The organism is Photorhabdus cinerea, assembly GCF_011189575.1.
Classification (GTDB): domain Bacteria; phylum Pseudomonadota; class Gammaproteobacteria; order Enterobacterales; family Enterobacteriaceae; genus Photorhabdus; species Photorhabdus cinerea.
The window spans coordinates 1-13,560 of record NZ_PUJW01000011.1 but is presented as its reverse complement, the minus strand read 5'-3'; the positions used below and the strand labels follow the sequence as shown (position 1 = coordinate 13,560).

The window sequence follows — 13,560 nt, the reverse complement described above, 5'->3', positions numbered from 1 at the left end:
ATTCTAAATTAAATTGAAAACGAAACAAATATTTCATATATCTATTACTAACATTTCCGATTCAGTACAAACATCAAAATTCACGAGAGAGGCTCAGAATGGAACAAATAAAGAATTACGTTAACGGGCAACTCATTCCCAGTCACAGTTTCCGTTTTTCTCCTGTTTTTAATCCAGCTACAGGTGAACAAATTCGCCGGGTAGCACTTAGTACCACCTCTGAGATTGAACAAGCGATTGAAATTGCCTATCGGACTTACAGCGAATGGTCTAAGGTTTCACCGCTTAAACGGGTTCGTGTGATGTTCCAGTTCAAAACATTACTGGAAGCCAATATGGACCGACTGGCACGCTTGATTACAGAAGAGCACGGAAAAATCTATTCAGATGCTGTCGGTGAATTAACACGTGGTTTGGAGGTTGTTGAATTTGCCTGTGGCATTCCTCATTTGCAAAAAGGTGAGCATTCCGCTAATACCGGAACGGGTGTGGATAGCCATTCATTAATGCAGCCTTTAGGTGTTTGCGCCGGAATTACTCCTTTTAACTTTCCAGCCATGGTTCCTATGTGGATGTTTCCTATCGCACTGGCTACGGGAAACACTTTTGTACTAAAACCATCAGAAAAAAATCCTTCTCTTGCTATTGAATTAGCGCTACTGCTTCAACAAGCCGGTTTACCCAATGGCGTATTTAATGTTGTCAACGGCGATAAAGAAGCCGTCGATGTATTACTGACGGACTCAAGAGTGCAAGCAGTCAGCTTTGTTGGTTCGACTCCTGTCGCTGAATATATCTACACAACCGCCTCTGCTCATGGAAAACGCTGCCAGGCGCTAGGTGGCGCAAAAAATCACTGTATTCTGATGCCAGATGCTGATCTTGATATGGCTAGTAACGCTATTACAGGTGCCGCTTTTGGTGCGGCAGGTGAACGTTGCATGGCATTGTCTGTGGTATTGGCGGTTGGGGATGAAACGGCTGATGCGCTCATTGAAAAATTACGTCAACAGATTAACAAAATGTCTGTCGGTCCCGGTATTGTGGCAGGCAAAGAACATGATATGGGACCCGTTATCTCCGCCCAACATAGAGCCAAAATCTGTGGCTATATCGCCAATGGCGAACAGCAAGGGGCTAACTTGTTAGTTGATGGCCGTCAACTCAATATTCCCGGCTATGAAAACGGCTATTTTATTGGCCCGACGCTGTTTGATAACGTCACACCAGATATGGAAATCTATCAAGAAGAGATCTTCGGCCCAGTACTGGCAATTGTTCGTGTTCCCGATCATGCCACCGCGTTAACATTAATTAACGGACATCAATATGGTAATGGTACCGCTATATTCACCCGTGATGGAGAAACCGCTCGCCAGTTCAGCGAAGACGTACAAGCGGGTATGGTAGGCATCAATATCCCCATTCCAGTACCCATGGCATTCCACAGCTTTGGTGGCTGGAAACGCTCGATTTTTGGTCCACTTAACGTTCACGGCAATGATGGTGTTCGCTTCTACACCCGCATGAAAACAGTCACCAGCCGCTGGCCGGCAAGCATCCGATTAGAACATCATTCCAGCAGTTTTGTGATGCCAACTATGGAATAAATTGGAGTTCTGTAAATGAGCAAGTTAACAATGACAACCGCTCAGGCATTGGTGAAATTCCTAAATCAGCAATATGTGGAAACAGATGATGGACAATATCCATTCATCAAAGGAATTTTTACCATTTTCGGCCACGGTAATGTTGTCGGATTGGGGCAGGCACTGGAACAAGATCCCGGCCATTTAACCGTTTATCAAGGATGCAATGAGCAAGGCATGGCCCATATTGCAACAGGTTTTGCCAAACAGAAAAAACGCAAACAGATTTTTGCTGTTACCTCATCGGTTGGCCCTGGTTCCGCCAACATGGTAACAGCCGCAGCAACCGCAACCGCTAATCGTATTCCTCTATTATTACTACCCGGCGATACATTCGCCTGTCGCCAACCTGATCCGGTTTTACAACAAGTCGAACAGTTCCATGACTATACTATCAGCACCAATGACTGTTTCCGTCCAGTTTCCCGTTACTGGGATCGCATCTCCAGACCAGAGCAGTTAATGAGCGCTATGGTTAATACCATGCGGGTTCTGACAAATCCTGCCAATACAGGCGCTGTCACAATTTGTCTACCACAAGATGTTCAAGGTGAGATTTGGGATTTCCCTGACTACTTCTTTCAAAAACGAATTCATCGCATTGAACGCCGCCCTGCTTCCGCTGCCATGATCAACGATGCCGTAGCACTCATCAACCGCAAGAAAAAACCGTTGCTCATCTGCGGTGGCGGTGTGCGCTATTCAGAAGCACACAAGGCTTTCCGTCAGTTCGCAGAACAGTTCAATATTCCTTTTGCTGAAACACAGGCAGGTAAAAGCGCGGTAATTGCCGACCATCCACTTAATTGTGGTGGTTTAGGTACAACAGGCTGTCTTGCGGCAAACCTGATAGCCAAAGAAGCTGATTTGATTATTGGCATCGGTACCCGGTTTACTGATTTCACCACTGCATCCAAATCCCTATTTCAAAACCCGGATGTAGAATTTCTCACTATTAACGTCGCGGCATTCGACGCCTGTAAACTAGATGCCGTCCCCGTTATAGCGGATGCCCGTGAGGGATTAAATACCATTGCAGAGAAGCTTACTCAGTTGAGTTATTGCAGTGGTTACCAGAATGAAATTCCTCAGGTACGGGAAGCATGGCGAAAAGAATTAAACCGCTTGTTCGAAATTCAGTATCAGCAAGGTTTCATGCCAGAAATTTCCGGCCATCTTGATGATAAATTGGAAGAATACAGCCAGACATTACAAACCCAGTTGACACAAACCAGAGTATTAGGATTGCTGGACAGACACCTTGAACCGGAAGCTATTATTGTCGGTTCAGCAGGTTCCCTTCCCGGTGATTTACAGCGAGTATGGCAGCCCAAACAACCAGACACCTATCATCTTGAGTATGGCTATTCCTGTATGGGCTATGAGATAGCAGCAGCTGTTGGCGCCAAAATAGCATGCCCAGACCAACCCGTTTATGCCATGGCAGGTGATGGTTCTTATATGATGCTTCATTCAGAACTGCAAACCGCGGTACAGGAAAACATCAAGATCACGGTATTGCTATTTGATAACGCAGGGTTCGGCTGTATCAATAACTTACAAATGAGTCAGGGAATGGGCAGTTTTGCAACAGAAAATCGTTACCGGAATCCAAAAAGTGGCAACATAGATGGCAACCTGATTAAAGTCGATTTCGCCAAAAACGCAGAAAGCTACGGCTGCAAAAGTTACCGAGTCCACGATGAACAGCAATTGCTTTATGCATTACAGGAAGCCAAAAAACAAACCGTGCCAGTGTTAATAGATATCAAAGTCCTACCTAAGACTATGACACATGACTATGAATCATGGTGGCGAACAGGAACAGCTCAAGTGGCCCAAAAACCCACCATAGAATCTGCCGCAAAGAAAATAAAGGAGATGGTTTCAACCAAAATACGTCAATACTAAAATTAGTGGCCTGTCATCTGACAGGCCATTTTTCCTTTCTTGACCAATTCCAAACACTATTTTCGAAATTTTTATTTCGAAAATAAAGTTGCTTTTCCCTTTCTTCCAATCCCTATCACTCAGCGTAACGATCACTTATGCCAAACTCACATTGTAGTTTGTTTCTAAAGGAAAATTTAATAAAAACATTTAGTAACAATCTGACTTTAAGTGATCTATTTAACATAAATTTAATAATATTTTTAACAAAATGCTATCCACCACACAAAAATATTAATTCCAATCATTGTAAAATTGAAATAAATATTCTAATTGATATATTTTTAAGTATACCCAAAGCAGATTACCCAGGTATTAAGGAGCACTTATGTTCAACATTGCACTATTTGGCGCCGGCCGGATCGGACAAGTACACGCGGTAAATATCACTAACCATAAAGAAACCTGCCTTTATTCTGTTGTTGATCCGCATCAGAAAAGTGCTGAACTTTTAGCACAGAAACATCAGACAAAAATACAAACTATTGAACAGGCCATGTCTGACCCTAAAATAGATGGTATCCTTATTGCTTCAGCAACAGACACTCATGCAAGCCTGGTCGAACTCGCAGCAAAGCATCACAAAAAAATCTTCTGTGAAAAACCCATTCACCTGGATATTGAACGTGTTCGTCATTGCCTTAAGACAGTTGAACAATATCAAATCCCGCTATTTGTTGGCTTTAATCGTCGTTACGATCCGCAATTTCGTCGAGTAAAAACCCTATTTGATGCTGGTACGATAGGAAAAGCTGAATCCCTGCTGATTACCTCCCGTGATCCCTCTCCTCCCTCTGTTGAATATGTCAAAGTTTCCGGTGGTATGTTCCGAGATATGACAATCCACGATTTCGATATGGCACGTTTTATTATTGGTGAAGAACCATATTCAATCTATGCACAAGGCAGCAACTTGGTTGACCCCGCTATTGGTCAGGCCGGTGATATTGATACTGCCTTTATTGTTATGAAATTCCCATCAGGCGCAATAGCCGCCATTACCAATAGTCGGCGATCTGGTTATGGCTATGATCAGCGGATTGAACTACATGGTGAAAAAGGGCTACTTAGTGCCGGTAATATTAAAGAAAACAGTGTTGAACTCTGGGAAAACACAGGTTGTTTAACGGCCAAGCCAGAGCATTTCTTCCTGCAACGTTATCGAGAAGCATATATTGCTGAATGGGATCATTTTGTCGATGTCATGGCTGATCGCGCTATACCAGAATGCAATGGCTCTGATGGTGAACAAGCACTTTATCTGGCAGATAAAGCGCTTGAATCCCTGCACTCCGGTCAAGAAGTCAGATTATAAAACAGGACCACACCTAAATAACTGACTCACATTTATTTTCACAATAAAAACGGGAAAAACCTTTTTCCCGTTAACATATTACTGCCTGAAAATAATCAATCAGGCGTGGAGGATAATATGTTAGCTTTTCTCTCATTTACCGGTTTCACCCTATTAGTAGCAGGTTTTGCTTATTACAAAACACATAATACCCGTCTGACAGAATCTGCTGAAGGTTATTTTCTTGGTGGACGCTCCCTGACAGGAGTTTATATTGGTAGCTCTATGCTGCTGATGAATCTATCGACAGAACATTTAGTTGGTTTGAATGGTTTAGCATTCCGAACCGGGTTTATCGTCATGGCTTGGGAAGTTATTGCAGCCATGACAATCGTCTTATTTGCTATTTATTTCCTGCCTAAGTACCTCAAACTTGGCATTTCAACCATACCGGAATATCTTGAACGTCGGTTTGACAAAAATACCTTATTTATTACCTCAATTCTATTTCTGGCAATGTATGTTATTTCATTACTACCCATTGTGCTGTATACCGGTGCGATTGCGCTGGAAAGTCTGTTCCAAGTTTCTGAGGTATTTAGTGTCAATAAAACCACAGCTTTGTGGATTATGGTTTGGGGTGTCGGTGGATTAGGCGCTATTTATGCCATATTTGGTGGTATCAAAGCCATTGCAGTGGCAGATACCATTAACGGAGTTGGTTTAATCGTTGGTGGATTAATGGTAACAATTTTTGCTCTGCTCTACGTCGGCAGTGGCAATGCATGGCAAGGATTAGTTGAGGTTTACCAAGCTAATCCTGATAAATTTAACTCTATCGGCAGTGAAGATTCACTGGTTCCTTTCTCCACGTTATTTACCGGCTTGATTATTTCCAATATGTTTTTCTGGTGTACCAATCAATCCATTGTTCAAAAAGCCCTTGGTGCAAAAAATCTGGCAGAAGGGCAAAAAGGTGTCATGCTGTGTGCTTTCTTTAAGTTAATTATTCCCTCTATTATTATTCTGCCAGGCATTATTGCTTTCCATATTTTCAAAGGGCAAATAGACAATCCGGATAACGCTTACCCAGAATTAGTACATCTGGTTTTGCCTGAAATATTGGTTGGCTTCTTTGCGGCTGTTGTCGTCGGTGCAGTATTCTCCACATTCAGTGGTGGCCTTAATTCATCCGTGACACTTTTTACCGTCAATATCTACAGACAACGAATTAATAAAAACGCAACTGAAGCTCAAACAGTGGCTGTTAGTCAATATCTGGGGCTTGGGTTGGCAATAATCACCATGATCGTTGCGCCATTAGTCGCGAATGCTCCGGATGGTTTATTTTACCTCATTCAACAATTACAGGGGATTTTTAACGCACCAATTCTCAGCGTAGTATTGATTGGTCTGATGACTAAACGTGTGCCCCCTATCGCCGCTAAACTCGGCCTGCTATTCGGTATGTCAGCTTATATTATCTGCAACTTCATTTTAAAAATTGACCTGCATTTCTTTCATCTGGTCGGTATTCTGTTTGTTCTCAATATTATTTTCATGCTGGCTATTGGCTACTTCTTTCCAGCGAAACCATTTGAAGATGTTTATACCGAGCAGGTAAATATTACGCCGTGGTCTATGGTGAAACCTGTCGCATGGTTAATTACCTTGGGTTCGATTTCTATGTATGTATTTCTCGCACATAATATTCCAAAGGTAATCATGGTTATTTATTACCTGTTTGCTGCATTAGTGTTGTTTTATGTGTTCTATAAAATGGGTAAATCCTTGCTCAGTAAGTAAAATAATAGAAAGATCTCTTCCCTATAATATAAAGGGAAGAGATTAATTATGTGATTTATTCCCACCATTAAGTCGCCAATACTATATACCAGAACATGAATGGAACAAAAATTTCAATACTCCATTTAATTTACCTTTACTGCTAAATAATGAATAAACCATTATAATATTACCTTTATTTAACATCATGTTAACTCAAAAATCCTTACCAGATCACAATGTGAAATTAAAAATCCAAATTAAATTGAAAATGAAAGAAATATTTCATATAACAGGAATATGGCAACAACCAGGGTTAACTGACAATAGGCAAGAACTTACTGTAAACAATAAACAACCTGTCAACTTTCATTCGGAGAAACACAGCTATGAAAGAGATTCGTATCGGCTTAATCGGTACTGGTTACATCGGGCGAACGCATGCAATTGCATATGCACAAGCTCCCACTGTTTTCCCTCTGAAAGGCAGGTTAGTTCGTGACATGGTAGCGGAAGTTTCTGCTGAACTGGCAGCAAAACAGTCTAAAGCATTAGGCTTCCAACGTTTTACCGATAATTGGCGCGAACTAGTCGCAGATCCTGATATTGATGTTGTTGACATCTGTTCACCAAATTTTCTTCACAAAGGGATGGCCCTCGAAGCAATCAAACACGGTAAGCACGTTTATTGCGAAAAACCACTGGCACTAAATTCAGCTGACGCAAAACTCATGGTCGAAGCAGCCCAGAAAGCCGGAGTGAAGACGCTGGTAGGTTTTAACTATATAAAAAATCCTACTTCACAACTGGCTAAAGAGATTATTTCGAATGGTGAAATTGGTGAAATCATTCACTTCTATGGCACTCATAACGAAGACTATATGGCTGATCCACTCAGCCCTATTCATTGGCACTGTTTCAAAGATAAAGCGGGATTAGGTGCATTGGGTGATCTTGCTGCACATATCATTAACATGGCTCAATATCTGGTTGGTGATATTCAAACTGTTTGCTCAGACATGGAAATTGTCATCAAAGAGCGCCCAGAAAAAATAGGCTCCAGCGTCATGGTTACAGTAGAAAACGAAGATCAAGCGCATGCTATGGTACGTTTCAGTAGCGGAGCAATGGGTATTATTGAGACTTCACGTGTTGCCTGTGGCCGCAAAATGGGATTGAGCTACATCATCACAGGAACAAAAGGCACTTTAAGTTTCACCCAGGAAAGAATGGCTGAATTAAAACTTTACCGCCACGATGAACCAGCAAACCGTCAGGGATTTAAAACTATTCTTATTGGCCCAGAACATCCTGACTACGCACCATTTTGTAACGGTGCCGGTCACGGCATCGGTTTCAATGATCAAAAAACAGTGGAAATCAGAGACTTGCTTAATGGTATCGCCAGCAATAAAGAGATATGGCCGGATTTCACCGAGGGTTGGAAAGTTTCACGCATTCTGGACGCTATTGCTCGTTCTTATAAAGAACAACGTTGGGTGAATGTCACTGAAATCAATTAATTCTTTTTATCAATTCTCCACTAAGGAATTGTTCAATGGAGCAGCCAAAAAAATTTGATGTCATCTGCATGGGACGAATCGCCGTTGACCTTTATGGTCAGCAAATTGGAGCACGTTTGGAAGACATGGGAAGTTTTGCAAAATATCTTGGTGGCTCTTCCGGTAACGTTGCCTATGGTACTGCCCGTCAGGGGCTTAAATCTTCCATGCTAGCCAGAGTCGGTGATGAACATATGGGACGTTTTCTTAGGGAAGAGTTACAAAGTGTTGGCTGCGATACCAGCCATCTAATCACTGATAAAGAACGTCTTACTGCACTGGTACTGCTGGGAATCAAAGATAAAACAACTTTTCCACTGATCTTCTATCGTGATAACTGTGCCGATATGGCAATGACCCGTGATGATTTCAGTGAAGAATACATTGCATCAGCCCGTTGTCTGGCAATTACCGGTACGCATCTTTCTCACCCAAACACCCGTGATGCAATACTGACTGCCCTCAACTACGCCCGTCATAATGATGTCAAAACAGTTATTGATATTGATTATCGTCCTGTCCTTTGGGGGCTAACTGCTCTGGGAGATGGTGAAACCCGTTATATCGAATCGGAACCGGTGACAGCTCAGTTACAGGAAGTGTTATCTCTGTTTGACCTGATTGTTGGAACAGAAGAAGAGTTTCACATTGCGGGTGGATCGACAAATACCATCGAAGCACTACGCAATATCCGTAAACTCACTTCTGCTACATTAGTTTGTAAACGTGGACCTCTGGGATGCTCTGTGTTTACCGCTAAAATCCCTGATGATTTGGATGATGGCATTACCATACAAGGAGTTCGTGTCGAGGTATTTAACGTCCTCGGTGCAGGAGATGCTTTTATGTCTGGCCTGTTACGCGGCTATCTTAATAACGAAAGTTGGGAAAAAGCTTGTACCTACGCCAATGCCTGTGGTGCATTAGTCGTCTCCCGTCACGGGTGTGCCCCGGCAATGCCAGATAAAACAGAGCTTGATAACTATTTGTCACGAGCCAATCAGATACTACGCCCTGATTTAGATGAAACACTTAATCACCTTCACCGTATTGGTGCCCGTAAAAAGCAATGGGATGAATTGTGCGTGATGGCATTTGATCACCGTATTCAATTTATCGAAATGGCTCGTCAAGCAAATGCCAGTATCAAGCGTATTTCATTATTAAAACAACTTCTATTGCGTGCCAGTCGGGAAGTTGCCATAGAAGCTGGATTACAAAGGAAAACAGGTCTGTTATGTGACAGCACTTTTGGTCAAGATGTTCTAAACGAAATCACTGGTCAGGGTTGGTGGATAGGCCGCCCAATTGAGCTACCTGGCTCTCGCCCGCTTTGTCTGGAACATGGCAACATCGGCTCCCAACTTATTGACTGGCCACTAGAACACATCGTCAAATGCCTGGTGTTCTTCCATCCAGAAGATGCTCACCCACTCCGACTGGAACAAGAGAAAAAAGTTCGGGAAATTTATGCTGCATGCTGTAAATCTGGCCATGAACTCTTGTTGGAAGTTATTTTACCTACAGAAATGGAACATTCAGATGGACATTATATCCGTGCACTGAAACGCTTTTATAATCTCGGTATTAAACCGGATTGGTGGAAACTTCCTCCCCTCAGTTCCGAGAGCTGGGACAGTATTAACTGTTTAATCCAACAGCGGGACCCATATTGCCGTGGCGTCGTTATCCTTGGTCTTGATGCCACACAGGAAGAATTGAAAACCGGTTTCAATGCCACCGCAGGCAAACCTATCGTCAAAGGTTTTGCCGTTGGAAGAACCCTATTTGGTCAACCATCCCTACAATGGTTAAAAAATGAGATTGATGATAACAATTTGATCCAAAAGATAAAAACCAACTATCACAACCTGATTAGCCTGTGGCGTCAGCGCGGATAGAAACATAATAAAATTATTTCATCTTACAGGAGCCCCATCATGGCTGTTCAACTTGGTATTAACCCTCTAACCTGGACCAATGATGATTTACCCACTCTTGGCACAGAAACCCCACTGGAAACCTGCTTAACTGAAGGCCGTCAGGCTGGGTTTACTGGTTTTGAACTGGGTAATAAATTCCCTCGCCAGGCCAGCATATTAGGCTCTATTCTTGCCGCACACGATCTAAAACTGGTATCTGGCTGGTACTCCGGTGAATTACTCACCCGTTCAGTCGCAGAAGAGATTAAAGCAATACAACCTCACCTGACCTTGCTGTGCGAACTTGGCGCTAATGTGATGGTATTTGCTGAAGTGACAAATTGTATTCACGGCGATCAGAACAAACCCATTCATCTTCGTCCTCAATTTCCGGCTGCTCGCTGGCAAGAATACGGTGAAAAACTGACTGAACTCGCCCGTTACACTCAAGAACAAGAAGTACAGATTGCTTATCACCACCATATGGGAACAGTCATCGAAACTGGGGAAGATGTCGATCATCTAATGGAAAATACTGGTGATGAAGTTGGATTATTGCTGGATACCGGTCATCTGACATTTGCTGGCGCTGATCCACTGGCTATCACAGAACGCTGGGCAAAACGCATTAATCATGTTCACTGTAAAGATATCCGCCCTGATGTACTTAACGATGTGAAAAACCGTAAAACCAGTTTCCTTGATGCTGTATTGAGTGGAGTATTCACAGTACCGGGAGATGGTTGCGTTGATTATGCCGCAATTTTTCAGGTACTGAAAAAGCATCATTATAACGGCTGGCTGGTAGTTGAAGCAGAACAAGATCCTGCTGTTGCTCACCCATTCACCTACGCAAAGATGGGTTACAACAATTTACATCAACTTGCCAGAAACGCAGGATTACTTTAATTAGTCAATTATTTGATTCATGCAAAAGCAATGCTGAGGTAAGTAACATGTCCAGATTATTATCGAAATATCATACACCGGATCAAAATAAACGAACTCAACATATCACGCCAGAATCGGCAAACTGGCAATATGTCCACTTTGATATTTATGAATTGACCGCAGGTGAAAAAATCACATTACCCGCATCAGCAAATGAAACCTGTTTGGTTTTGGTAGCAGGAAAAGCCACTGTGACTACGCCACATCAGCAATTTGAGCATATTGGCGATCGCATGGGACCATTTGAACGCAAAAAACCTTATGCCGTTTACATCACTGCGGGGGAATATGTTGAAATTATTGCTGATACCGCTCTCGAACTGGCTGTATGCCAAGCACCGGGAAAAGGAATCTACCCGACTCGCCTGATTACACCACAGGATATTGATGCAGAACAACGTGGAAATGGCTATAACCAGCGCTATGTTCACAACATCCTACCGGATAACAAACCAGCTGATAGCTTGTTGGTGGTTGAAGTCTTTACCGATGAAGGTTGTACCAGCTCCTATCCCAGCCATAAACACGATACAAACGATGAACCACAAGAAACCTATCTGGAGGAAACCTATTACCATCGTTTAAACCCATCTCAAGGATTCTGCATGCAACGCGTCTATACCGACGACCGTTCACTGGATGAATCAATGGCTGTTTACAACAAGGATGTGGTCATAGTTCCCAAAGGCTATCATCCAGTAGCAACCATTGCCGGTTACGACAACTATTATCTCAATGTCATGGCCGGGCCAACCCGCAAATGGCTATTTACCTGGGAAAAGGATCATCAATGGGTTAATAGTGAAGCGTATGCTCAAAAGCATAAGAAGTAACCCATTCCAAGAAATACAAGATTAACTTCCTTTTTAGCGCGCTCAATTGAGTGCGCTGCGGCCTGTGCGGCAGTGACGTTAAATATTAGCTTTAATATATTGATTATTAAAGACTTCTAAGCTGCCTGTACGGCAGTGAACGAATATATACACGGTCTTTATACCCGTGGAGCCTTCTAAGCTGCCTGTACGGCAGTGAACTCAAAATGCACATCAACGGACCGGATCACCGGCTTCTAAGCTGCCTGTACGGCAGTGAACTGTTAGATACTACCTTTAATTTACTGATTATTAAAGAACATAATGATAAAAAGCAGAAAAACCCTTTTTATTAGCAGCGACTAATCCCTTAAATAAATCAATAAGTTATAATTAGCCGCTAAAAAAGGGTCAAAACCAAGGGATAGTAGCAGATGAACTTAATCCATAAGAGCTGAAAACGCCTGACGTTGGTTTATCTTCTATTGGTCCTTGTTCGATAAACAATGGAAAAGTTTGTCTTGATGACAAACTCTTAAGAAGCAAAAAAGGTAAATGAGTACGTTGCTCCTTGCTTATTGGAATGCTCTGCCGAGCTTGTTCCTCCGTTAACCACCCTTTTTTGATCGAACGACGACGAAGCCGCTCCACGCTGCTTTTAACCTGTACCCGACTAACACAACGATATCGAGTATCTTGAGGTACGGGTTGGATATCCATTATTTCAGTATAATCCCTAAGTCCTTTTAACCAGGGTAATGCTTGCAAATCATTCAATGCCTCGCTTGCACCGTGAATCCGCAGCTTGTCCCCCAGTGTTTTTCCCGCACACGGAAAACTGACCCCAATACGCCCGTCACCTACTTGCCCTAGCGCCCGATGCAGCTTAGCAAATAACGCTTCCATCAAACTTTGCTGGCTAAATTCAGGATCGGGAAGGACGCGGATTTCAAAGTAATAATCCATTGTAGCCCCTTATTCACCTTTTTCACCGAAAACACCACCGCGGATTAAAATCGCCATAACATAGTGCTGTTGCTCTACTTCTTCTGGTGCTTTTCCTTTGACAACCCAGTTATCCAACAACGTATAAAAATCCATTTTTGCTTTAGGCTGACGATAAGCTTTACCGCGACTGGTTACAGAACCGTAAGGTTCAACAGCAATTGGACCAAGCCCCAACTCCGTAGCGTCTGGATACCAAGTATCAATAGTACGAAGCGCATTACCCACTTTCTGAGAATGTAATGCCGCAATTCCATTTACCTGATACAACACTTTGCTTTTTTTACTGTTACTGTCGAGAACCAACTCTTGAGAAGGGAAAATTTCCTGTCCATGACCTAAACGAACAAATGTCTCAACGTTGAAAAATGTCGATCTATCGCCTGCCAACCCTTCTTCAATTTCGGCAGCCAATTTAGCTAAGTTACCTTCCACCTGACTGAATTCACGTAAACTGAAATCTTCGCTGTTAAACTCCCACCATTCACCACTCTTACCCTTTAGGGGTCCGCTTGGAAAACGGAAAATATCCTACGCTAAGCCTGTTTTTTGTACAGATTGATATCAACTGATCGTAACGGACGGTATTTTCCAGCTCCTAACTTAAGATTATTACGCCAGATGTAATCT

At 42.7% G+C, this 13,560-nt stretch carries 9 protein-coding genes and 1 pseudogene; 8 read left to right on the top strand and 2 right to left on the bottom strand.

Annotated elements, in window-relative coordinates; translation table 11 throughout:
- Nucleotides 1-98: 98 nt before the first annotated feature.
- From C5469_RS11880 to iolB, 8 genes are all read left to right on the top strand, one after another.
- Complete coding sequence (locus C5469_RS11880; RefSeq protein ID WP_166306575.1) at nt 99-1,610, top strand: CoA-acylating methylmalonate-semialdehyde dehydrogenase; 1,512 nt, start codon at nt 99-101, stop codon at nt 1,608-1,610.
- A gap of 15 nt (nt 1,611-1,625) precedes the next feature.
- A complete protein-coding gene (iolD, locus tag C5469_RS11875; protein WP_166306572.1) occupies nt 1,626-3,560 on the top strand; it encodes a 3D-(3,5/4)-trihydroxycyclohexane-1,2-dione acylhydrolase (decyclizing) in 1,935 nt (644 codons plus the stop codon).
- A gap of 367 nt (nt 3,561-3,927) precedes the next feature.
- A complete protein-coding gene (gene iolG, locus C5469_RS11870; RefSeq protein WP_166306569.1) occupies nt 3,928-4,914 on the top strand; it encodes an inositol 2-dehydrogenase in 987 nt (328 codons plus the stop codon).
- Between the two features lie 117 nt (nt 4,915-5,031).
- A complete protein-coding gene (locus C5469_RS11865; protein ID WP_166306566.1) occupies nt 5,032-6,699 on the top strand; it encodes a solute:sodium symporter family transporter in 1,668 nt (555 codons plus the stop codon).
- A 368-nt stretch (nt 6,700-7,067) separates the two neighbouring features.
- Nucleotides 7,068-8,201, top strand: a complete 1,134-nt coding sequence (locus tag C5469_RS11860; protein ID WP_166306563.1) for a Gfo/Idh/MocA family protein — start codon at nt 7,068-7,070, stop codon at nt 8,199-8,201.
- A gap of 35 nt (nt 8,202-8,236) precedes the next feature.
- Entirely contained in the window at nt 8,237-10,141 is a 1,905-nt protein-coding gene (locus C5469_RS11855; protein ID WP_166306560.1) for a bifunctional 5-dehydro-2-deoxygluconokinase/5-dehydro-2-deoxyphosphogluconate aldolase, read from the top strand.
- A gap of 39 nt (nt 10,142-10,180) precedes the next feature.
- Complete coding sequence (iolE, locus tag C5469_RS11850) at nt 10,181-11,071, top strand: myo-inosose-2 dehydratase (RefSeq protein ID WP_166306557.1); 891 nt, start codon at nt 10,181-10,183, stop codon at nt 11,069-11,071.
- A gap of 47 nt (nt 11,072-11,118) precedes the next feature.
- Nucleotides 11,119-11,946 (top strand): 5-deoxy-glucuronate isomerase, encoded by an 828-nt coding sequence (gene iolB / locus C5469_RS11845; RefSeq protein ID WP_166306554.1) that lies wholly within the window; start codon nt 11,119-11,121, stop codon nt 11,944-11,946.
- A gap of 390 nt (nt 11,947-12,336) precedes the next feature.
- On the opposite strand, the gene cas6f is transcribed toward iolB, so the two are convergent.
- Complete coding sequence (cas6f, locus tag C5469_RS11840) at nt 12,337-12,891, bottom strand: type I-F CRISPR-associated endoribonuclease Cas6/Csy4 (RefSeq protein WP_166306551.1); 555 nt, start codon at nt 12,889-12,891, stop codon at nt 12,337-12,339.
- A gap of 9 nt (nt 12,892-12,900) precedes the next feature.
- Nucleotides 12,901-13,422 (bottom strand): annotated as a pseudogene (gene csy3, locus C5469_RS11835) (type I-F CRISPR-associated protein Csy3); the annotation flags it as partial.
- Nucleotides 13,423-13,560: the final 138 nt, after the last annotated feature.